General features: G+C 58.1%; 19 protein-coding genes. 13 read left to right on the forward strand and 6 right to left on the reverse strand.

From position 1 onward, the window contains the following. Window positions 1-111 precede the first annotated feature (111 nt). From AACR93_RS11700 to AACR93_RS11750, 11 genes are all read left to right on the forward strand, one after another. Window positions 112-1062, forward strand: a complete 951-nt coding sequence (locus AACR93_RS11700) for an AAA family ATPase (protein ID WP_043850886.1) — start codon at window positions 112-114, stop codon at window positions 1060-1062. Then, entirely contained in the window at window positions 1053-1955 is a 903-nt protein-coding gene (locus tag AACR93_RS11705) for a DUF58 domain-containing protein (RefSeq protein ID WP_043850887.1), read from the forward strand. Before AACR93_RS11700 ends, AACR93_RS11705 begins: the two co-directional genes overlap by 10 nt. Further along, window positions 1940-2482 (forward strand): DUF4381 domain-containing protein, encoded by a 543-nt coding sequence (locus AACR93_RS11710; protein ID WP_043850888.1) that lies wholly within the window; start codon window positions 1940-1942, stop codon window positions 2480-2482. The genes AACR93_RS11705 and AACR93_RS11710 overlap by 16 nt, the downstream gene beginning before the upstream one ends. Beyond that, window positions 2479-3468 carry a VWA domain-containing protein gene (locus AACR93_RS11715; protein WP_043850889.1) on the forward strand — a complete coding sequence of 330 codons (990 nt, stop codon included), beginning with the start codon at window positions 2479-2481 and terminating at the stop codon, window positions 3466-3468. Before AACR93_RS11710 ends, AACR93_RS11715 begins: the two co-directional genes overlap by 4 nt. After that, on the forward strand, window positions 3459-4922 hold the full coding sequence (locus tag AACR93_RS11720; protein WP_043850890.1) for a VWA domain-containing protein: 1464 nt from the start codon (window positions 3459-3461) through the stop codon (window positions 4920-4922). The genes AACR93_RS11715 and AACR93_RS11720 overlap by 10 nt, the downstream gene beginning before the upstream one ends. Next, complete coding sequence (locus tag AACR93_RS11725) at window positions 4916-6415, forward strand: BatD family protein (protein ID WP_043850891.1); 1500 nt, start codon at window positions 4916-4918, stop codon at window positions 6413-6415. The genes AACR93_RS11720 and AACR93_RS11725 overlap by 7 nt, the downstream gene beginning before the upstream one ends. 29 nt (window positions 6416-6444) lie before the next feature. Next, on the forward strand, window positions 6445-7038 hold the full coding sequence (locus AACR93_RS11730) for a sigma-70 family RNA polymerase sigma factor (protein ID WP_041207632.1): 594 nt from the start codon (window positions 6445-6447) through the stop codon (window positions 7036-7038). Continuing rightward, window positions 7031-7789 carry a DUF3379 domain-containing protein gene (locus AACR93_RS11735; protein ID WP_043850892.1) on the forward strand — a complete coding sequence of 253 codons (759 nt, stop codon included), beginning with the start codon at window positions 7031-7033 and terminating at the stop codon, window positions 7787-7789. Before AACR93_RS11730 ends, AACR93_RS11735 begins: the two co-directional genes overlap by 8 nt. 389 nt (window positions 7790-8178) lie before the next feature. Further along, complete coding sequence (locus AACR93_RS11740) at window positions 8179-9465, forward strand: outer membrane protein transport protein (RefSeq protein ID WP_043850893.1); 1287 nt, start codon at window positions 8179-8181, stop codon at window positions 9463-9465. Between the two features lie 251 nt (window positions 9466-9716). Further along, window positions 9717-10985 carry an outer membrane protein transport protein gene (locus tag AACR93_RS11745; protein WP_043850894.1) on the forward strand — a complete coding sequence of 423 codons (1269 nt, stop codon included), beginning with the start codon at window positions 9717-9719 and terminating at the stop codon, window positions 10983-10985. Between the two features lie 116 nt (window positions 10986-11101). Then, window positions 11102-12325, forward strand: coding sequence for an EAL and HDOD domain-containing protein (locus tag AACR93_RS11750; protein ID WP_043850895.1), 1224 nt, complete (start codon window positions 11102-11104; stop codon window positions 12323-12325). On the opposite strand, the gene AACR93_RS11755 is transcribed toward AACR93_RS11750, so the two are convergent. Beyond that, window positions 12322-13485 carry a thiolase family protein gene (locus AACR93_RS11755; protein WP_043850896.1) on the reverse strand — a complete coding sequence of 388 codons (1164 nt, stop codon included), beginning with the start codon at window positions 13483-13485 and terminating at the stop codon, window positions 12322-12324. The two genes, AACR93_RS11750 and AACR93_RS11755, sit on opposite strands and share 4 nt — an antisense overlap. A gap of 122 nt (window positions 13486-13607) precedes the next feature. Here AACR93_RS11755 and AACR93_RS11760 point away from each other — a divergent pair, with 122 nt between their 5' ends. Next, window positions 13608-14003 carry a MerR family transcriptional regulator gene (locus AACR93_RS11760; RefSeq protein ID WP_043850897.1) on the forward strand — a complete coding sequence of 132 codons (396 nt, stop codon included), beginning with the start codon at window positions 13608-13610 and terminating at the stop codon, window positions 14001-14003. Window positions 14004-14113: 110 nt separating this feature from the next. Here AACR93_RS11760 and rplY read toward each other — a convergent pair whose 3' ends face one another. The 5 genes from rplY to AACR93_RS11785 form a co-directional block, all read right to left on the reverse strand. Further along, complete coding sequence (gene rplY, locus AACR93_RS11765; protein WP_042030867.1) at window positions 14114-14401, reverse strand: 50S ribosomal protein L25; 288 nt, start codon at window positions 14399-14401, stop codon at window positions 14114-14116. A gap of 115 nt (window positions 14402-14516) precedes the next feature. Next, the gene (locus AACR93_RS11770) at window positions 14517-15347 is read right to left on the reverse strand and encodes a hypothetical protein (RefSeq protein WP_043850898.1); all 831 of its coding nucleotides are present in this window, start codon (window positions 15345-15347) and stop codon (window positions 14517-14519) included. Window positions 15348-15441: 94 nt separating this feature from the next. Then, the gene (hrpA, locus tag AACR93_RS11775; protein WP_043850899.1) at window positions 15442-19341 is read right to left on the reverse strand and encodes an ATP-dependent RNA helicase HrpA; all 3900 of its coding nucleotides are present in this window, start codon (window positions 19339-19341) and stop codon (window positions 15442-15444) included. A 215-nt stretch (window positions 19342-19556) separates the two neighbouring features. Then, a complete protein-coding gene (locus tag AACR93_RS11780) occupies window positions 19557-19976 on the reverse strand; it encodes a CBS domain-containing protein (protein WP_043850900.1) in 420 nt (139 codons plus the stop codon). Between the two features lie 98 nt (window positions 19977-20074). Next, complete coding sequence (locus AACR93_RS11785) at window positions 20075-21355, reverse strand: HD domain-containing phosphohydrolase (protein WP_043850901.1); 1281 nt, start codon at window positions 21353-21355, stop codon at window positions 20075-20077. 349 nt (window positions 21356-21704) lie between these two features. Between AACR93_RS11785 and sbcB the strand changes: the two genes are divergently transcribed. Beyond that, entirely contained in the window at window positions 21705-23132 is a 1428-nt protein-coding gene (gene sbcB / locus AACR93_RS11790; protein WP_043850941.1) for an exodeoxyribonuclease I, read from the forward strand. The last annotated feature ends 11 nt before the right edge of the window (window positions 23133-23143 follow it).

Consider the following 23143-nt stretch of genomic DNA (forward strand, 5'->3'; position numbering starts at 1 on the left):
TCATACAGCTGATTGAAACTAAATTCAGCAAGGCTGGTGCCCTTCACTCGCCCTTGTGGCTCAACTGGAGTATAAAAAGATCAACTTCCATAAAAACAACGGGTTTATCGCATGGCAGCGGCGGAGTTCAAACAACTGAGGGACTATCTTGTCAGTCAAATTCTGGGACAGGATGAGCTCATCGAAGGGCTGTTGATCGCCCTGTTATGTGAAGGACATGTATTAATCGAAGGCGCTCCCGGCCTTGCCAAAACCCGTGCCGTCAAGGCGCTTGCTGGCGCTGTCGAGGGGCGTTTTGCTCGCATCCAGTTCACCCCTGATCTGCTCCCGGCAGATCTGACCGGCAGCGAGGTGTTTCACCCGCAGGATGCCAGTTTTGTATTCCAGCCCGGCCCCCTGTTCAATCATCTGATACTGGCGGACGAGATCAACCGGGCGCCGGCCAAGGTGCAATCTGCGCTGCTGGAAGCGATGGCAGAACACCAAATTACAGTGGGCAAAAAGAGCTGGCGCCTGCCGCCGCTCTTTATGGTGGCCGCCACCCAGAACCCCATCGAGCAGGAGGGAACCTATCCCCTGCCGGAAGCACAGCTCGACCGTTTCTTGCTAAAGCTGATAGTCGATTATCCGAGCCCGGCCATGGAGCTCGCCATCTTGCAGCTCAATGCCGGTGGCGAACAGCTTGGCGCAGCGCCAGTGACCCTGAGCCAGGCCGCCTTGCAAGGCGCTCGCAGCGAAGTGCTGGCGGTCAGCATGCAGAGCAGGCTTGAACACTATCTGGTAGAGCTGGTCTGCGCTACCCGCCCCGGTAGCGGCCTCTGCCCTGCCCTTGAACCGCTGCTCGCGGTGGGGGCAAGCCCGAGAGCCACGCTGGCACTGGCCCGTACAGCCCGCGCCCGCGCCTGGCTGGCGGGACGGGATTTCGTGCTGCCGGAAGATATCCAGCTGCAAGCCTATCCGGTGCTGCGTCACCGCCTTATCCCAAGCTATCAGGCCCTGGCGGACAATCTGGATAACGACACCCTGATCGCCCAGCTGCTGGATCAGGTACCATGCCCCTAGCGCCGGACCTCCATCCCGATATCGCCCTGTCGCTGCCACAGCTGCTCAAGATCCGCTACTGGGCCAAGGCAAAGATGCCCCCGCGCGCAGGCAGAAGTAGCAGCGAACGCGGCAAACCGGGTCGCACTCCCGGGCTCACCTTTCGCGAGCTGCGCGCCTATCAGGCGGGTGACGAGGTGCGTCATATCGACTGGCGGGTGACGGCGCGCCTTGGTCGTCCTTACACCCGTCTCTATCGCGAGGAGCAGGATCAGGCACACTGGCTGCTGCTCGATCTCTCCCCCGCCATGTATTTCGGCTCCACCATGCAGCTCAAGGCTCGCCTTGGCTGCGAACTGGCGGCCGCCCTTATCTGGCGACATGAGAAACAGCACAACACTCTGATTTGCCATGGGATTGCCCCCCATCGCCAGAGCCAGCGGGGCAACGTGCTGCCGCTGCTCGAATCCCTTTGCCATCACTACCGGCAAGGGCTGGCCCGCCAGCCGCTTTCCCAGACACTGGCCGATACCCTCGTACAAACGGCACTCCCCCACGGCGCCAGATTGACCGTCATTACCGATCACCGCCCCTGTGAATCAGCGCTCTGCCAGCGGCTCCAGCAAATTTCGCTGCGTCACGATATTCACTACTGGCAGATCCGTGATCCGCTGGAAGCCACGCTGCCGCCAAGCGGTTTGCTGCCGGTGGCCATCAACCGGGCTTCAGCCCCCTATCAGGGTTGGCTCGATGGTCAGCACAGCGGCTTTTCCCATCGCTACCAACAGGCGGCCGAGCAGCAACTGCAACTGGGCAGGCAACAGCTGCTACCGCTGGTACAGCGTCTCTATCTGCTCGATAACGGTCGGACACTGCAACAACAGTGGCAGGAGGGGTTATGTCATCAGGGATAGCACCACTCTTGGCCAGCAGTCCGGCATCAGAGGCCATTACCGCCCCCCTGAACGCACTGCTGAAGGACAAGATCCGGGACATTCATCCAGGCCCCGAGGTTGGCGAGCAACTCCTCGATCCCCGTTTACAAGCCCTGCTATGGCTCCTGATCCTCGTTTTGCTACTGGTGCTGATCATCAGATTGGCAATGCGAGTACAACAATACAGGCGCTGGTGCAGGCAGTTGGAAGGCGATCCACAACTGCTGGTCAACCGCATCCAGGATAACCTGCGCCAGGAGGCCCTGCATCGCTGGCCCGAGTCTCGCCTGTTGCAGGGAGAGGAGTGGCTCGCGTTTCTGGATCGTCAGGGCAGTACCCGCTTCAGCCAGTTTGCCCATCACTGGAGCTGCTGGCTTTATGGCAATCAGTCACCCGATCACGAACAGAGCGAGCAGCTTAAACAGAACTATTACCGCTGGGGACGTACCTATTTTCTGTACAAGCCACGGCAGGCGAGCAAGAGCCGAACAAGGGGAAACCGATGACCCTTGCCTGGCCTTGGTTTGTGCTCGCACTGGTGCTGCCGTTGCTGGTGCGTTTCGGCCTGCCCCCCCTGCGCCACGGTTATCTTGCCCACCCTGGCTTTCCCCTGCTGCGCGCACATGCAGGTATGTCTTTGTGGCGAGCGGGGCTTATCTGGTGCGCCCTGATTGCGGCGCTTTGCCGTCCCCAGTGGTGGGAAGAGCCGGTGGTGCGCTATCAGGGGAGCCGTGATCTGCTGCTGGCGGTCGATCTCTCCGACAGCATGCGCACCCCGGATATGCTCGATAGCGGCGAGCAGCTGGCTCGCCTGACGGCGGTTCGCCAGCAAATCAAGAGATTGATCGCCCAGCGCGCCGGCGATCGGATCGCTCTGGTCGTCTTTGCCGATCACGCCTACCTGCTCTCTCCCCTGACCCAGGAGATCCCTGCGCTGCTGACATTGAGCGATGAACTCGATTTTGATCTGGTTGGCCGTACCACCGCCCTCGGTGAAGCGATCCTGCTGGCACGCCAGCATGCCGAGCGGGGTCGTCCGACGGCGCTGCTGCTGGTAACCGATGGGCGCAATACCGCAGGCAGTGCCGATCCGGAGCAAGAGGCCAAACTCGCCGCAGCGCAGGGGATACGTATCTACACCCTTGGGGTCGGAGCCGATCCCGATACCTTTGTGCAGCCTTTCAATGACGCTGGCGCAGATCAGAGCGATCCCAGCAGCGAGCTTGATGAGCCCCTGCTCAAGCAGCTGGCCCAGATTGGCAATGGGCGCTATTTTCGCGCCCGCAGCCAAAGCGATCTGGAGGCGATCAACGAGGCCATCAACCAGCTGGAGCCCACCGCCCATCCCGTCGCCCACTATCAACCGGTGACAGAGCTTTACCCCTGGCCGCTGGCGATGGCCTGTGCGCTGTTACTGCTGCCCGCAGGCCATGGCGGGGTAGATAACCGATTTACCCGCGCCCTGCTGCAGAGAGCGAGACGATGGATCTGATCCTGCTCAGGCCGCTCTGGCTACTGGCGCTCATCCCGTGGCTCTGGCAGGGATGGAGGCGGCGTCGCCAGCCCCCCATGCTGGCTCCTGCCATGCGTGCCTACCTGTTGCCAGAAGCTAAACCGGCTCGCCCCTGGCTCTGGCTGGCGACGCTACCGGTCATTCTGGCACTCAGCGGCCCCGCCCTGCGCAGTGAGTGGCAAGCGCAACCGGCCGCGCCGCTCGATATCTGGATCCTGGATCTCTCCCGCTCGATGCAGGCCACCGATCTAAAACCGGATCGTGCTACCCGGGTCAGACTGCAACTCCAGCAACTGCTTGGCACTGCCATCAATGCCCGGATTGCGCTCGTTCTCTACGCTGGCGACGCCTATCTCGCCATGCCCCCCACCCGGGATCATCAAGCCATTGCCCTGCTGCTGCCCGATCTGCGCCCCGACATCATGCCGTTGCAAGGCAGTAACCCCGCGCGGGCCATCGCCCTTGCCATGAAACAGATTGCCCCCGGTGAGCAGGCACGTCTGCTGCTCATCACCGACGGCCTGAGTAACAAACAGATGGATGAGATTGCCGCGCAGTGGCCCTGTCAGGAGAGCCTTTTCTGTCACAACAGCAATAGCCCACGACTCGATATTCTCCTTGCCAGCAGTGCAGAACCTGCGGCCATGCCACCCATTCCGGCCAATGAGCTGGGTTTTGCCACACGCCCCCCAGCCCAACTGGCCGCACCACAGAGCGAAGTCATGGCTACCCTGGCGCGCAAGCTGGGTGGCGAACTGCAGTGGCTGGGTAGCGAGCCTCCCCGTTTTGCCCCGCTGCCGACCACTACGGTGGCGCTCGCCCCGGCGCCGCGCGATCTCGGCCTCTGGCTGTTGTTGCCGCTACTGACCCTGGCGCTGCTTGCCCGGGTGGGAACCCAACTGCTCATTGCAATAACCATCGGCTGGTCACTATTGGCGCCTGCCCCGACGCAAGCCTCCCCCCACCCACCATCACCAGACGAGCAGGCGATGCAAGCCTATCTGAAGGGAGAGTACCGGCTGGCGGCCAGCACATTCAGCAACCCGGTATGGCGCGGTAACGCCTGGTATCGTGCTGGCGATTATCGGCAAGCCGTCGCGGCCTACGAGCAGGAAACAAGCGCGACCGCCCACTACAACCGGGGCAATGCGCTGATCCAATTGGGGGAACTGGCCGCAGCCAAAGAGGCCTATCTGGCCGCACTGGCCATTGAACCACGCCATGAGGATGCCCTCTATAACCTCTCACTACTGCAAGGCGGTGAGTCGGCAGCCCCTGCAGAAGCAACGCCCAGCAGCGCATCCAGCAAACCAGAAAAGGCACAGGTCGATGTGGTACCACTGCCCCCTGCGCCGCCAGTGCTTTTGCTGGAACAGCGGCTGCGCAAAGAGGCGCTGCGCCGTGAGCTCATCAAGGTAGAAGAGCCATGGTGAAGCAGCACATGCTCTGCTGGCTACTGCTTGTGATGCTGAGCCTCCCCGGCTGGGCACAGCCACGGGCTGAATTGCTGCCTGGTGCCACCCCGGCTGACTGGTTGCTGGTGATCGAGGCGGATGGCGTGCGTCAGGGCAACGAGCTCGAGATCACACCGCTGCTGCGCCAGTTCGCCGTGGGCAGAGTCACCATGAGTCGGATATCCACCCCGGTGCAGCAGTTGACCCGCTGGCAGATCCCGTTGCACCTGACCAGCCAGCCAGATGATCCTGCCAGCATGGCGATCGCACCGCTAAAGCTTGGCAACGAGTGGACACCCGAGCTGACACTCAAGGCCCCAGCACCACAACAAACTCTGCCTGCACCACCACCCCCAGCCGCACTGGAGATGGAGACCCAGCTTGATCATCAAGGCCCCCTCTATCCCGGTCAGCCGGTGATCTATCGGCTCACGCTCTGGCTCCCCACCACCATGCAGCAACCCGGGCTCAGTGAACTCAACTCGCCCCATTTCATCATTCGCCGCCTTGGTAGCGATGAGTGGCTTCCCCCGGTGCAGAGCGGTCTGCCCGGCAGACTGACCCGCAGCTGGCTGATCCAGGCCAAGGCACCGGGCCTCTGGCTTATCGACTCCCCGCGGCTACAGGGACAATTGCCCCAAAACGGAGGCCAGCTACAGCGCCTTGCCGCCCGAGCTGCCCCCCTTCAGGTTCGTGTTGACCAAGCTCCCGCAACGCCGGTAGCCAGTCGATTGCTGCTGACCCAGCGGATAGAGCCCTCGGCAGAGGGCCACGCGGGGGAGCCGCTGATCCGGGTCATTACCATCACGCTTGAAAATGGCGACAGCAGTCAGGTGCAGCTTGCCCCTCTTATGGCGCAGCAGCTCCCCGCCGGGCTGCAAGCGCACCCCGATGGCGAGCAGCAGCAGGAGCGTTATCGGGAGGGCAAATTGCTGTTTGAGCGGGAGTGGCGTCAAACCCTGCTGGCCGGCGAGGCAGGAGAGTATCAACTACCAGCGATCACCCTGCCCTGGTTCAATACCGCAAGCGGTCGTATAGAACAGGCGAAGCTGCCTGCCACTCGCCTCGTTTTCCAGCCGGCCAGCCGGCAAGGTACGGGCGAGTCACTGCCACTGGCCAACGAGAGCCTCTGGTGGGTATTGCTGGCGCTGCTGCTGCGAGGCATAAGGCACAACAGTCCGCGCTGGCTCGCCTTCTATCGTCTGCAACGAGCACTTGCCAGCCAGCAGAGCGAGCAAAGCCGTTTAGCCCTGCGCCACTGGCTCTCGCTTTCCACCCCATCCGATTGGGCGAAAAAGTCCAATACAGATCCGTTGCAAAGATGGCAAGCTGAGCTGGATCACGCCTGTTTTGCCCCCTCGGCACCGGCCGTGCCATGGTGCACAATCTCCCGTGATCTCTGCCACGTTGAAACAGCGGGCATCGCTCAGCTCCTTGCCCTGATGGCCCACCGGTTCCCCTTGCGGGGTTAACCCAGCCTCCACAACAGGAGACACTCCTATTGCTCTTTTTTAGAAAAAAGCGGGGTCAGCCTCATAAAAGTGGAAATGATCCGGCCACTTTACCGGTCTATGACCCTATGGCTGACAAACAAACCAAATTCGAAGCGCTGGTTCATGCGCTGCACAAGGATATCTATCGCTACGCCTACTGGCTGGTGAGGGATCCTCACGTCGCGGAAGATCTGGTGCAGGAGACCTTCCTGCGAGCCTGGAAGGGTATCGACGCCCTGCAGGACGATCAGGCAGCCAAAGGCTGGTTGATCACTATCTTGCGCCGGGAGAATGCCCGCCGTTTCGAGCGCAAACAGTTTGATCTGGTGGATCTGGACGACCACCCCCAACCCCAGCCCGATGCGCTACACAGCGAAGAGGAGATGGAGAACGAGTGGTTGCATCGTCACATTGCCCGCCTGCCCGAAGAGTATCGGGAGCCCCTGATGCTGCAGGTGCTGGGCGGATTTAGCGGTGAGGACATTGCCGAGCTGCTCGGGCTCAACAAAAACACGGTCATGACAAGACTGTTTCGCGCCCGCAACCAACTGAAAGAGGCGATGGCGCAGAAGAAATTATCAAGAGGAGATGGACATGGATGAACTGGAGTTTCGCCGTCGCGCCATGATCCAGCCCGGCGATCAGCAACCCGACTTCCTCGAGGCTGCCCGTGCCAATCCTGCCAATCAGCGCTATCTCGACGAGATGAAAACTCTCGAGCAACGGATTGCGCGTACCATGAGTATCGAGCCGCCGTCAGGGCTGGCAGAGCGGATCCTGCTCAAACAAGCCCTGCAACAGAGCGAAGATCAGCAGGAGAAAACACGGCATGTTGTCAGCAGCACTGCGCCGAAATCCCATTGGCGAGCCGTGGCCATGGCTGCATCCGTCGCTTTTCTACTTGGAGTGAGTACCCGATGGATAAGTTGGCCTGCCAGCTCCGATCAAACACTCTCCCTCGCTCAGGTGGCGATGGCCCATGTCTATGGTGAGGAGCCGTTTATCGAAGGTATCGATGAGCGGGTCAATTTGCAGAGCATCAACGCCAAGATGGAGAAATATGGCGCGACCCTGAGCGGTATGGATGGTCTCAAGGTGACCTATGTCAACCACTGCGCCTTCTATCAGGGGCCGGCATTGCATATGGTGATCCAGGGCAAGATGGGACCCGTTACCCTCTTTCTGGTTCCCAAGCATGTTCCTCTCTCTCTGCAGCCCAGTTTTGCAGATGGCACCCTCAAAGGAGAGATTGTCCAGTTTAAAGGAGGAAATATGGTACTGATTGGCCAGATGAAGGAGCCGCTTGCCCCCGTCGCTACGGCCCTGCAGTCACGACTTCACTGGAACATTTAACGAACAGAATCTATCGATAACACCAGGCAGCGACACCAGCCAGCTGCCTGTTTCCCCTCTCTTTCCCGACCCATTACCTGCTTTTTGTCGCAAAATTGCGAAAAACAGCAAAATTATTTTTGTGAGCAGGATCAACCGTTTCGCCTAAAAAAAAACCTGTCTTACCCCGTAAATGATGAATTAAACATCAAGTTAAAACAAATGATTAACAGATTGATCACTTTTATGTATTCTGCTGTCACTGGTCTGATTTCTTACCTCCTACCAGATACATAGAATCACGCCAGAATTGATTCGGAAGAAGCTGAAATAAAAACGGATTTTGTCGAGGTTTGCATTGAACATGCCGCCAATATCGACAAAAAAATCTGCCTACAAGAGAGACCACCATGACGACAACTATGTTTAAGAAGAGCCTGATTGCCGCCACCATTGCGCTGGCCACCGGTCAAGTCCATGCAGCGGCATTCCAGTTGAACGAGCACTCAGCCTCCGGTCTGGGTCGTGCCTATGCTGGTGAAGCAGCCATTGCCGACAACGCCTCCGTTCTGGCCCGCAACCCGGCTGCCATGACCACCTTCGACAAGATGGCAGTTTCTGTCTCCGGCACCTACATCAAACCGGATGTGGATGTGGATGGTGCTGTTTACGCTGGCTCAAACAAAATGGCTCCAGCCAGCGAAAGTGGCATTGCTCCGGCAGCCTTCGTTCCCGCCTCCTACTTTATTCAGCCGCTGAATGACCAGTGGGCTTGGGGTATTGGCATCTTCTCCAACTACGGTCTCTCCACCGAATACTCCAAAACCTTCCCGGCTGGTGCCGGTGCAGGTGATACCGAGTTGATGACCTTCAATATCAACCCGAACATTGCCTATCGTGTCAACGAACACTTCAGTGTCGGTGCTGGTATAAACGCCGTTTACGGTGCCGCCGAACTCAACCGCTATGCCGGTCTGCTGGGCCCACTGAACCCACCTAGCCAAGGTGGCCCGCTGCCGACAGATACCCGTCTGGCTCACCTTAAAGGCGACACCTGGGGCTTTGGCTGGAACGTCGGCACCCTGTATGAAGTCAATGAAAACCATCGCTTCGCACTGACCTACCGTTCACAAGTCGATATGAGCTTTGACGGTGATTTCCAAGGCGCAAGCTCATTGAATCGCACAGTGGATGGCAACCTGAAGCTGGATCTGCCTGCACAAGCCGAGTTCGCCGGTTACCATCGCCTGAGCCCGCAGTTTGCTGTTCATTACTCTGTAAACTGGACTGACTGGAGCGCCTTCCAGGAGCTGAAAGCAACCAGCAGCCAATGTGCTGGCGGCGTATGTCTGCAAAAAGATGAGAAGTTCAAAGATTCTACTCGCTACTCCATCGGCGGTACTTGGTATATCAACCCGGCATGGGAAGCTCGCATGGGCTTTGCCTATGACAACACCCCGATCGAAGCTGACTACCGCAGCCTGAGCATTCCCGACTCAGACCGTATCTGGTACAGCGCCGGTGCCACCTACCATATCAACACCGATATGAGCGTTGACTTTGGTATGGCTTATCTGGACGGTAAAGAAGTTGACGTCAACGAAGGTCTGCGTAGCCACTCCGACAGCCTGCGTTGGAAAGGTACTTCCCACGGCAACGCCTTCCTGGCTTCTGCCCAGTTCAACATGAAGTTCTGATTATTTATAGAATGGAAAGAGCGCCGCCAGGCGCTCTTTCTTATCCACAGCTTAGATTTCAGCGCACACATGTAGCACACACGTGTTTATTTTTCTTTTCCAATCAAGCTATTAGAGTGCATCATCCCAGCATTTAATCTTGTTTTATCCAGATACTGGCCATTACCGTTGCCTTACTGGTCATACCATATAAAATCCTGCCTCCATTCATATGACCTATTGAACCTTCGGGTAACAGCAAGGATTTTGCCATGCATCCCATCATTAAACCGTCCGCCATCGCCCTGCTGGTGATCGCGGGTCAGACTCATGCCGCCGGGTTCCAGCTGGCTGAACAGTCCGCTACAGGCCTGGGACGCGCCTTTGCCGGTGAGGCCGTCATCGCGGATAACGCCAGTGTGCTCTCCCGCAATGCTGCAGCCATGACCCGCTTCGATCAGATGGCGCTGTCTGGCGGAGTCATCTACGTCAGTCCTGACGTCAATATTGAAGGCAACACCCGCTTGCCGACCAAAGCCGGCATCGTCACCTCCGATGCCAGTGCACGAGATATCGCGGCCGATGCCTGGGTTCCCAACGCCTATCTCATCATTCCACTCAATGAGCAGTGGCGCCTTGGATTCTCGGCTACTTCCTATTACGGTCTCGGCGTCAAGATGCCGGACAACTACAGTGCCGGTCACTTTGGCAATGTCTCTGATATCAAGACCATGGATCTGGGCACATCCCTTGCATATCGCATCAATGAGATGTGGTCAATTGGTGCCGGGATCTCTGCTATTCAGGGCGAGGGCGAAGTCGGCGGCACCTTCCCTTCTCGCAACCTGATAGCAAAACATCTGCAAGGGGATGGCTGGGCATGGGGCTGGAATGTTGGCACTTTACTGGAGTTGTCGGAGCAAACCCGGATTGGCCTCTCTTACCGCCATGATGTCACTTTAACCCTCTCGGGAGATGCTATCGTGGGCCGACCCAATGCAGATGGCTCTGTTACCGAGATCAGAGATACCGGCAGTCTGGATCTGCCGTTGCCCGCATCGGCAGAATTGGCAGCATTTCATCAGCTGACTGACAAGCTGGCTATCCACGGCAGCCTGAACTGGACCAACTGGAGCAAATTCGTTCAGTTGGAAGCTGATCTCAACAATTTGCAGAACATGCACATCAAGGACGAGCACTGGGAAGATAGCTGGCACTACGCCATCGGTATGACCTATCAGGTCACTCCCAAGTGGCAAGTGCGCTCCGGTGTGGCCTATGACGCCAGCCCGGTGCCAGCCGATCGTCGTACCATCTCCATCCCGGATGCCGATCGGCTCTGGTACAGCCTGGGAATGGGGTATCAGTTCACGCCCAACTTGACCCTGGATCTGGGGCTGACCCTGATCGATGGCAAAAAGGTGGATGTCACTGAAAAAATGGAGCTGCAACCGGGTAATCCACGAACGACGTCAACCTTCCAGGGCACTTCTGAAGGGGATGCTTGGCTGGCTGGCTTACAAATGAGCTATCTCTTCTAAATTCGGCTCTGACAGAAAAACACTATGCCAATTATTGCCTTACTCAATAGGGTCAGGACTGGCATAGTGTTCTGCAACACCATAAAATCAAGCCAGTACCCATATCGGAGCCAGGCATGTATTCCTACGTTGCAAGACAGCCCATTCTCGACAGAGATCTTAATACCTACGCCTATGAGCTGCTCTTTCGCGATAGCCTGAATAATGTCTTCCCGAGCATCTCCTCACGGCAAGCAACGTCGAGTCTTGTCGTTGAACAGTTCCTGCAACAAAACATCGATCAGCTACTGGGCGGCCGCCCCTGCTTCATCAATTTTCCTCACTCCCTGTTGCTGGATGGCTTGGCAGAGTGCCTGCCGCCCGAGAAGGTGGTGATTGAAATTCTGGAGGATGCAGCACCGGATGATGCCCTGCTGGAGAAGGTCAAACAACTCCATAAACTGGGCTATACGCTGGCGCTCGATGACTTCACCATGTCGCCAGACTGGGAGCGTTTCCTCCCCTTTATCAAGATCATCAAGTTCGATCTGCGGGCAACACCGCTATTGCAGATCAAGGTGTTCATTCAGCGCCACCAAAGCATGAATCTCACCTATCTGGCCGAAAAGGTGGAAGACAAGGCGGAATTCGAGCGGGTCAAGCAGCTGGGGATCCAGCTATTTCAGGGTTTTTTCTTCAGTCGCCCCGAGATGGTCAAGCAGGCGACCATGGAGCCAGCCCAGGTCGTCGTGATGCAACTGCTCAACGTGGTCAATCAGGCCGAACCTGACATCAACCGGATCGAGCAGCTGCTAAGCCAGGATATCTCCCTTTCCCTGAAGCTACTGCGTTACGTCAACCATCTCAAGGGACACACCAATCCCATCTCTTCATTTCGCCAGGCCGCCATCTACCTTGGCAACACCCAGCTAAAGCGTTTTGTCTCGCTGGTGGCTGCCACCAGTGCAGGCAAGGGCAAGAGTGCAGAGCTCTATCAGATGTCGCTTATCAGGGCCCGCTTCTGTGAGCTGCTGGCCCATGCTCACGCACCGACCCAGCAGGCGCCACAGGCTTTTATCACCGGCCTCTTCTCCCTGCTGGATGTGTTGATGGAGCAGCCGATGGACAAGCTGCTCGGCACCATTCCGCTGATCGATGCCATCCGGCTGGCACTGCTTGAGCGCAAGGGCAATCTCGGCTTCTACCTCGCATTTTGCGAAGACTACGAGAATACCAACTGGTCACGGGTCACAGCCAGAACCGCCAAACTGGGCTTGAGTGAGGAGAAGGTCAGCCATCTCTATTTGGCTGCAACCACCTGGGTCAACGAGCAGCTGCAGGCGATGGAAGCCACCGATTAATTGAGTTCCACCGCGATCGCTGTCGCCTCTCCCCCTCCGATACACAGAGAGGCAATCCCCCTTTTCCCTCCCCGCTGACGCAGGGCTGAGATCAGGGTGACCAGAATACGGGCACCACTCGCGCCGAGCGGATGCCCCAGCGCACAGGCCCCACCATATACATTGACCTTGTCATGGGGGATACCACATCCCGCTATGGCCAACATGGTCACCATGGCAAATGCCTCGTTGATCTCGAAGAGATCCACTTCCTCCACTGACCAGTCAAGCCGCTCCAGCAATTTGGATATTGCGCCAATGGGTGCCGAGGTAAACTCGACTGGCAAGGCTGCATGGCTCTGATAACCGACGATCCTTGCCAATACCGGCACCTGCCGGGCAACTGCCGTAGCGCTATCCATCAATATCAGCGCCGCCGCACCATCAGAGATGGAGCTAGCATTGGCTGCAGTAATGGTACCCTCTTTACCAAACGCAGGTTTTAGCGTTGGTATCTTTTCCGGCCGTCCTCGGCCAGGTTGCTCATCCTCTGCCAGCAGCAAGCGCCCCTCATGATGGCAAGGCGTCAGCTCCAAACTAAACGAGCCAGCCTGCTGGGCATCAAGGGCTCGCTGGAGCGATGCCAGGGCAAATTCATCCATGGCACTGCGGGTCAAACCGGCCAGATCAGCGCTGCGCTGGGCATGGATTCCCATCAACTGGCCATCATAGGCATCCTGCAATCCGTCGAGGAAGAGGTGATCCAGCGCCCGCTGATGCCCCATCCGAAAACCGCTACGGGCGTTATCCAACAGATAGGGGGCACGGCTCATGCTCTCCATGCCACCAGCAACCACAACCCGGTTGTCGCCAAGCCGGATAGAATCTGCCGCCAGCATCACCGCCTTCATACCAGAACCACACACCTTGTTGACTGTGGTTGCGGGTATCGATGGCGGCAATCCCGCTTTCAACATCGCCTGCCTGGCGGGAGCCTGCCCCACCCCGGCCGACAGCACGTTGCCCATAAAGACTTCGTCGACCTGCTCCGGATGCAGGCCGCTTTGCTGCAACGCAGCCTCAATGGCACACGCCCCCAACTCAGGCGCCGTCACCTCTGCCAATGCCCCCTGAAATGCCCCCATCGGGGTCCGCTTTGCAGCCACAATCGCAATATCCATTTGCCAGCCTCTTTTTTGTTACATGGCATAACATAGGTTTTCTGCGCTACAGGAACAAGAGTTGCAGTGCAGTTTACGTTTAGGTAAGGTGCCAGCAGGATTTAGTTCGCCAAGAAGTCTGTATGAACAAAAACAGGGATGAAGCCCGGCGCTACAGCATCAGTGAGCTGGCTCGGGAATTTGATATTACGACGCGCAGTATCCGCTTTTATGAGGATCAGGGATTACTCAATCCCGCGCGAGAGGGGCAGACCCGCATCTACAGCAAGCAGGATCGGGTTCGCCTCAAATTAACCCTGCGCGGCAAGCGTCTTGGCTTCAGCCTCGCCGAGATCCGCGAATTGTTTGATCTCTATGATGCCGACAAGAGCAGCCGCACCCAGCTGCAGACCATGTTGGGACTGGTTGAGGAGAAGCGTGAGACGCTGCAGCAACAGATGGAAGATATCAGGATGGTACTGCTGGAGCTGGATGCAGCCGAACAGCGCTGCCAGCAGGCGCTGAAGCAGCTGGGGTAATAAGGCCTGAGGGCAAATATGCCCTCTTTTCACACAGTGAAAACAACCAAACGCCAGATCGCAAAAAGCCACTCCTGAGAGTGGCTTTTCTTCAACCTGACGGCTCGCGATTAGACGCGAACGAAGTCCAGGTGAACCAGCTTGTAACGTACCGGGTGACGCTGGATAGCTTTCACTTTTACGTTAACTTCTTCGCCGTTGATGACCAGAGTCAGTACGGACTCATAGAATTCCGGCTTCTCTTGAGCCAGGATCATTTTCTTGTGGTCAACAGCTACGGACAGAGCTTCTTTGCCTGCACCGTAAACGATGGCAGGAACTTGGTCAGCTTGACGCAGGCGGCGGCTCGCACCTTTCCCCAGGTCAGAACGGACTTCAGCTTGGAATACGAAAGACATAGTATGTATCTCTTTTGGATGAATTTATGGTGCTAACTGCGACCGGTCAGCACCTCGCAAAACGAGCGCGCATACTACCATGGGCCAATAGCGGATACAAGGCTAATCCCGTGCCTTAACGCCCCTGCTCAAGGCGGGCAAATTGCTGCTGCCGCTGGGCCGGGCTCAGCGCATCAAACTGCGCCAGCGTCTCGGCGCGGGGACAATAGAGACCATCCCCGGTTTTGACCCGGATGCTATGGCCAAGTCGCGCCTGATTTTCAGCCACCAACGCCAGCAAATAGCTGTACGTATCGCCCCCCATGGCACTGGAGAGCTGGTTCGCTATGCGCCACAGCGTCTCACCGGCCGCCACCTGATGACACACGGCACGCTCACCTCCTGCAGCCGGGGCCGATAGCGTAAGGGTGGCGCTATCGGTGGAGGCGGCAGCAGCCAGCTGGATATCAGCATTGTTTACCGATTCACGCGCGACGCTCCCAAGCATTGCCAGCAACGGCTCCGCCTCGTAGCGATGCGTTACCGCAAGCTGAACCGGCATGGTATGCGCGGCACTGAACTCGGCAATAAAGGGGGCAAGCGGCCCATTTTCATCCAACGAAAAGAGACCCTGCTGCACTGCCGCAACAGCCTGAACGGATGCGACGCCATAAGCCATCTCGTCGATGCGCCGCAACCTTGCCAGATAAGCTTTGGAAAGCTCTGCCTCCCCCTCGAACAGCTCAAAAGGGGGTACCAGACGGGCAGGAAAGAGGATCTGCCAGCGACCATTTTTCTGTTTCTGGGCCAGCGGCGGAAACTGGTTGCCGTGCCATGCCACAAACATGGCGGGCGGTTTGCGCGCTAAAGGGTAATACTCAGGGTTCAACTGCACCCAGGTTTGCTCTGCAATAGGCTGGTAACCGCTGATCACCACCTGCGCCACACTCAACCAGATCCCCAGCATCCTTGCCTCCCTGACTTCCGTTTAAAAGGGCCCACCACCTTGGCAGCCCCTTCCCACACTCTATATCACGCAGTTAAAACAGACAGATAGCAGCTTAGCACTGAGCGATAGCATTCAGCACCCGTTTATCCGACACCGGATAGGGGGTTCCCAGATTCTGGGCAAAAAACGATACCCGCAGCTCCTCGATCATCCAGCGGATATTGACCACCTCGGTGGGAATAAGCTGGGATTTGGGGATCTTGGCCAGCAGCGCCTTGTACTCCGACTCCACGCTGTGCACCTTGAGCATATAGACCCGATCCCGGTTGGGATCGATGGCGAGCTTCTCTAGCCGCCGCTCGATGGCCCGCAGGTAGCGCAACAAGTCAGGCAGCCGCTGCCAGCCAGTCTCGGTGACAAAGCCCTTGTGAATGAGGTTACCCAACTGCTGCTGGATGTCCGACATGGCAAAAGCGGTGTCGAGCTGCATCTTGCCCTTGAGCCGTTTCTTGATCTCATGGGACAGCGTCAGCACGGCTTCCACCTGCTTGGCCACCTCCACCACCGCATCGTTGAGCTCGGCGCGGACATACTCCTTGAGCGCCTCGAAACCGGCCTCGTCCCAAGCCATGCCGCCGTGCTGCTCAATCAGCTTGTCGCAGCCGCAGGCAATGCAGTCGTCGATAAGCTCGGCCACCTTGCCAAACGGGTTGAAATAGAGCCCGAGCTTGGCCTTGTTGGGCAACTTCTCCTGCAGATACTTGATGGGCGATGGTACGTTGAGCAGTACCAGCCGACGCTGACCGGCCCACATCAGCTGCTGCTGCACCACCGGGCTCTCCACCAGCTGGATGGCGACCGAATCCTTCTCGTCTACCAACGCCGGATAGGCCTTCACCTCGAACCCGCCCCGCTTCTGACTGTACTCTTGCGGCAGCTCGCCAAAGCTCCACAGGGTGAGACCTGACTGCTCGATATCATCGTCCGCCACTTGTGACAGGGTCTCCTGCACCTTGCCGCGCAGCGACTCTTTCAAGGCCTCCAGATCTTTGCCTTCCGCCACCTTCTTGTGTTTGTCGTCCACCACCCGGAAGGTGAGTTTCAGGTGATCGGGCACCGCAGACCAGTCCCAGGATTCACGGGGCACGGTCACGCCGGTCATACGGCGCAGCTGGCGCTCCATCTCGTCCAGTAGCGGCCCCTGTTCGGGGTTGATGCTGGCTAGCAGCGCATCGGCATAGTTGGGGGCCGGTACGAAGTTCTTGCGCATCGGCTTTGGCATCGACTTGATGAGGGCCACCAAGAGTTCATGACGCAGCCCCGGGATCAACCACTCGAACCCCTTCACCTCCACCTGATTCAGGAGCGGCAGCGGAATATGCAGGGTCACGCCGTCCGCCGCCTCCCCCGGCTCGAACTGATAGGTCAACTTGAGCTTGAGGCGCCCCTGCTGCCAGAAGTTAGGGTAGTCGAGATCGCTGATGTGGGCCGCATCTCCCTTCATCAGCATCTCTTTTTCGAAGTTGAGCAGCTCAGCGTCCCGCTTTTGCGCCTCTTTCCACCACTTGTCGAAGTGACGGGCGGAAATCACCTCCTCCGGCAAGCGGGCATCGTAGAAGCGGAACAGATCCTCGTCATCCACCAGAATGTCGCGACGGCGGGATTTGTGCTCCAGCGCCTCCACCTCAGCCAAGAGCTTGCGATTGTCGCTGAAGAAGCGGTGACGGGTCTCGAAATCCCCCTCCACCAGCGCGCGGCGGATAAACAGCTCGCGGCACAGCGCCGGATCGATACGGCTGAAGTTGATGGTGCGCTCGTTGACCAGAGTCAGACCATAGAGGGTCACCTTCTCCTTGGCCATTACGGCGCCGTTTTTCTTCGACCAGTGGGGGTCGCTGTGGTGCAGCTTGATGAGGTGCCCCGCCAGCGGCTCCACCCACTCGGGTTCAATCTTGGCGTTGATACGAGCGTAGAGGCGCGAGGTCTCCACCAGCTCGGCGGCCATCACCCACTTGGGTGGCTTTTTAAACAAGCCCGAAGCCGGGAAGAGGTGGAAACGGCCATTGCGAGCACCGAGGAACTCGGGCTTTTCCAAATCCTTGTTGCCGATATGGCTCAAGAGGCCGGTCAGCAGCGCGCAGTGCACCGTCTTGAAATCCGCCGGTTCATGGTTGGCTTTAAAACCAAGCTCTTTCACCGTCTGGCGCAGCTGGAAATGAATGTCCTGCCACTCGCGAACCCGCAGGTAGGAGAGAAACTCCTTCTGGCACATGCGGCGGAACGGGTTACTGCCAAGGGCATCCTGCTGCTCTTTCAGGTAGTTCCACAGATTGACGAAGGCAAGGAAGTCGGAATCCTTGTCTTCAAAGCGTCGGTGCTGCTCGTCGGCGGCCTGCTTCTTCTCCATGGGCCGTTCGCGGGGATCCTGAATGCTGAGGGCGGCGGTGATCACCATCACCTCGCTCAAACAGCCTGTCTGCGCCGCGCTGATCACCATCTTTGCCAGACGCGGATCAAGGGGGATGCGCGAGAGCTGGCGTCCGGTCTCGGTCAGCTGCAGTTTGGCTTCGCGATCGCCCGTGGCGGGCAGCTCGCGCACCGCCTCAAGCTCTTTCAAGAGGGTCAGGCCATCCTTGATATGGCGCGACTCAGGCGGCTCGACGAACGGGAAGGCCTCCATGTTGCCAAGGCCGAGCGCCAGCATCTGCAGAATGACGGAGGCCAGGTTGGTGCGCAGGATCTCGGGGTCGGTGAAGGCAGGGCGGCTATTGAAATCCTCCTCTGAGTAGAGGCGGACACAGATACCATCCGCCACCCGACCGCAACGCCCTTTACGCTGGTTGGCGCTGGCCTGGGAAACCGGCTCGATGGGCAGGCGCTGCACCTTGGTGCGCCAGGAGTAGCGGCTGATACGGGCGGTACCCGGATCGATGACGTAACGGATGCCCGGCACCGTCAGCGAGGTCTCCGCCACGTTGGTGGCGAGCACGATGCGCCGCCCGGCGTGTGGCTGGAACACCTTGTTCTGCTCGGCGTTGGAGAGGCGGGCGTAGAGCGGCAGCACCTCGGTTTCGCGCAGATTGAGCTTGCGCAGGGCATCGGCGGTATCGCGGATCTCCCGCTCGCCGTTCATGAAGATGAGGATGTCCCCCAGCCCTTCGCGGGCCAGCTCTTCCACCGCATCGAAAATCCCCTGCAGTTCATCGCGCTCTTCCAGCCCTTCGCTCTTGTCACTGGTGAGTGGACGGTAGCGCACCTCCACTGGATAGGTGCGACCGGAGACCTCGATCACCGGCGCCTTGTTGAAATGGCGGGAGAAGCGTTGCGGATCGATAGTGGCCGAGGTGATGATCACCTTGAGATCGGGGCGCTTGGGCAGCAGCTGTTTCAAGTAGCCCAGAATGAAGTCGATATTGAGGCTGCGCTCGTGGGCCTCATCGATGATGATAGTGTCGTACTGGGTGAGCATCCGGTCGTTCTGGATCTCGGCCAGCAGGATACCATCGGTCATCAGCTTGATGTGGGTCTGCTCGCTCACCTGATCGGTAAAGCGCACCTTGTAGCCCACGTAGTGACCGAGCTCGGACTCCATCTCTTCTGCAATACGGGCCGCCACGGTACGGGCCGCCAGGCGGCGCGGCTGGGTGTGGCCGATGAAGCCCTTCACCCCACGCCCGAGCGCCAGACAGATCTTGGGGATCTGGGTGGTTTTGCCCGAGCCTGTTTCGCCGGCGATGATCACCACTTGGTGCTCTTCAATGGCCTTGGCGATCTCCGCCTGCTTCTGGCTGACTGGCAGGTTATCCGGATAGGTGACCTTGGGCACTCCGGCCAGACGGGATTGGTAGCGCGCCTGTGCCGCATCCAGATCGGCGGCGATGGTCTCTAGCACGGCGGCTTGTTTGCCTTCAGGCAACTTTTTGACCCCGTGCAAACGGCTGGAGAGACGGCGGGCGTCAAGGTTCATGCAGGCAGGGAGACGGCGGCGCAGCGCCTCGATAGAGAGAGACAAGGTACGAATTCCTTAAAAGAGTGCCCGACAAGGGGCCATATCGATAGCTGGGGCTGATCCTAAAGAGCGAGAAGGAGAGGTGCAAGCCTTAACATGAAGCTCGGGGCATACGAGTAGATCCCTTTACTTCATTGAAAACATCAGGTCGGCGAACTTTCTGTCTCCCAAAATAACGAAGCAGGCCATTGGCCTGCTCCAACATAGAGACGCAACACTCAACCGTGGCTATGGACAAAACAGGTAGTGAGCTGAGCGTGGATCGCCTGCATCACATTGTGGCGATTGATCACCCCAAGCAGCCTGCCCTCCTCCACCACCGGATAGATCTTGGGCTTCTGTCCCATCATCATCTCAGCCAGAGTCAGAATGCTGGTATCTGGCCCCACCGTCAGCACCTCTTTGCGCATCACATCCCGTACCTGTGCCACCTGTTCACAGTGATACGCCTCCTTGAGCATTACCGCGATGCAATCCTGCTCGGAGATCCAGCCGATCAGATGCCCTTTTTCATCGGTCACCGGGCCCCCCAGTTGGTGGCTATTCAAAAATTTCTCGACTGCCGCTTGTACCATCATGTCCGCTTTAAAGGTGATGGGTCTGCTCTGCATATAATCCCTAGCTTTTAGCGATTCCATATCTGCTCCCCTATGGTGGTCAGTCAAGCCTGCGTATTGCACGTGGATATCAGCACCATGCACGGCTTATTCCAAGCATAGCTGGAAGCCGGTGCAGGTCAGCAGTACGCATGCACCTCCTCTACCGTTGGAATGGCGGCCTGTACCATCTGTGGCAAATTCTCAGCCAGCACGGCAACAACGTCGCCATCCACCCGACCCTCTCTAACCAACTGCTTCATAAAAGAGAGCGCCTCGCCAGCAGAGAGCCCCTGCCGATACGGCCTGTCCTGCACCATGGCTTGAAAAATATCGGCCACCCGCAAGATCCTCGCCTCCAATGCCATCGCCGAAGCCGGCAAATGAAACGGGTATCCCTCTCCGTCCGGTTCTTCATGGTGATAGGAGGCCCAGCATGCGATCTCTTCAAACCCTTCGATGTGGCGCAAAATCTGATAGGTCTCGAAACTGTGGGTATTGATGATGGCCCGCTCCTCGGAGGTTAATCGCCCCGGTTTATCCAGAATTTCATCCGGCACTCGCAGCTTGCCAAGATCGTGCAGCAATCCGGCAATTTCCAGCATGTCACAATGGATGGCACTGACACCCATACGCTCGGCCAGCAGACGCGAGAGACGGGCGACACCGAAGGAGTGAGCCATGGTAAACGCACTTTTGGCATCGACAATACCCGAAAAAATCAGCGCCAATGCTTTCAACTCGCCATTGGTCGTCGTGCAAGGCTCGCGCTCTTGCAGCATTTCAAGCATGTAGTCATTGATGGAACGAGCTTCCAGCTGCAGCCAGAAAGCCTCCGAGCGAGAAGCTTGCAGGAATGCCGCCACCAGCTCGGGGTCAAAAAACTCACCGCTATAACCCTGCAGCCGTTCGCGGATCTCGTTGGTATGCATCAAGAGCGACCCGTCGCTATAGTGAGGGGCCGCCAGCGCGTCACAACGGTCTACCAGAAAGATGAGATTGGCCTGACGGGCAACTTTCTTGTCCACGTCGGGTAAATTGCGCAGCAACTTCCAGTGGGTGTGGTGATAACGGATGGGAAGTGCCAGAGGAGCGAGCAGCCGGAAATCCTTTAATAGCTGATACCCCACTTCACAGTGAAGCTGTGACGACTCCCAGTCAAACTCGCTGACCAGGTGGTGATGGATGACTGTCGAGGAGACGCCGATATCATGCAGGACGCCCAACTCGAAGAGCAGTCGGCGCTCCACATCGTCCATCCCCAGCACCCGACTACACTCGGCTGCCATGATCCCGACTCGTTTACCATGGGCAACATCGCCAATACCCACCAGATCCAGCGACGCAGACAAGGCATATACCACCTGTCTGAGATCGACTAGCAACGAGAATGAGTTCTTCTCCGTCAGCGTTTTGTCCATGATCACTGTCCCATGCCGCCATGTTGTTATCAGAGGAGCCGTTGTACTCCGCTCATATGAACAATTTAGTCAACAACACTCCTCTTGGCCTTGGTGGACAGACAAAAAGTGTGATGTGGCAAAGGATTACCGTGAAAAGTACCTATGCAGCCTCCTACCCGCCGGAACATTTGAGAATCTGCGTTTTGTTACTGGTGAACAAAGGTTCCCCATTGTCTAATAAAACGACGAATGAGGGCCCAACCCTTCGTTCTACCTGCGCTATGGTTTACCATGCTGGCCATTGTGGTGCATGGCACCATCCACCCAGGCGCTAGCCGCCGTCATCGGATACCTCATCTCGAGCAACATGAGCAAAACAGCACACGCCGGCAGCGAGCCGACCTTCTATTTCCACGACTACGAGACCTTCGGCATCAGCCCCGCCAAGGACAGGCCATCGCAGTTTGCCGGTATTCGCACCGATACGGATTTCAACATCATTGGCGAGCCGCTGGTCATTTATTGCAAACCGCCAGCGGACTACCTGCCGGATCCGGAGGCATGCCTTATCACCGGTATCACGCCACAAAAGGCGATGAAGGATGGGCTGTGCGAGGCGGATTTCATTCGCCAGATCCACGAGCAGTTCGCCACTCCGAATACCTGCGTGCTGGGCTACAACAGCATCCGCTTCGATGATGAAGTGACCCGCTACACCCTCTATCGCAACTTCTATGACCCCTATGCCTACAGCTGGCAGAACGGCAACTCCCGCTGGGACATTCTCGACATGCTGCGGGCCTGCTATGCCCTGCGTCCGGAGGGGATCGAGTGGGCCTTTGATGATGAGGGCAAGCCGAGCTTCCGGCTGGAGAAGCTGACGGTCGCCAACGGCGTCGCCCATGCCAATGCCCACGATGCACTCTCTGACGTGCTGGCCACCATCGAGATGGCCAAGCTGGTGAAAAAGGCCCAACCCAAGCTGTTCGGGTACCTGTTTGACCTTCGCAACAAGAACAAGGTGAAGGCACTGATCGACGTGGTGACCATGAAGCCACTGGTACACGTCTCCGGCATGTTCTCCCCGTGGCAGGGATGCGCAAGTTGGGTCTCGCCGCTCGCCTGGCACCCCACCAACCAGAACGCGGTGATCATGGTAGATCTGACCCGCGACCCCACCCCGCTCATCGAACTCACCAGCGAAGAGATCCGCGAGCGCCTCTACACCAAGAAAGAGGAGCTGGGAGATCTGGCCGGCATTCCGGTCAAACTGGTGCACATCAACAAGTGCCCGGTGCTGGCGCCGGCCGCCACCCTGAAGGCAGAGCGCGCCGACCAGCTTGGCATCGACCGGGAGCAGTGCCGCAAGAGCCTGGATCTGCTGCGCGCCCACCCCGAAGTGCGGGAAAAACTGGTGGAAGTATTCAATCAGGAGTTTGCTGGCAGCAGTGACGGCGATCCCGATACCCAGCTCTACGCCGGCTTCTTCGGTCACGGCGACAAGTCCACCATGGATCTGGTGCGCGCCACCCCGGCAGATCTGCTGGGCGAGCGGGAGTTCGCCTTTACCGATTCACGGCTGCCGGAGATGCTGTTTCGCTATCGCGCCCGCAACTGGCCGCACACGCTGAGCGAAGCGGAGCAGAAACGTTGGCGCCTGCACTGCAGCGACTACTTCAGCAACCGTCTACCTGACTATGTGCCGCGCCTCGAAGCGCTGGCCGAGCAGAATCAGGGTAACGAACGAAACTTTGCGATTCTTAAGAGTCTCTACCACTATCTGGAAGATTTATGAGTTGTGAGTGA

The organism is Aeromonas sp. L_1B5_3 (assembly GCF_963866575.1).
GTDB classification, from domain to species: Bacteria; Pseudomonadota; Gammaproteobacteria; order Enterobacterales; family Aeromonadaceae; genus Aeromonas; species Aeromonas jandaei.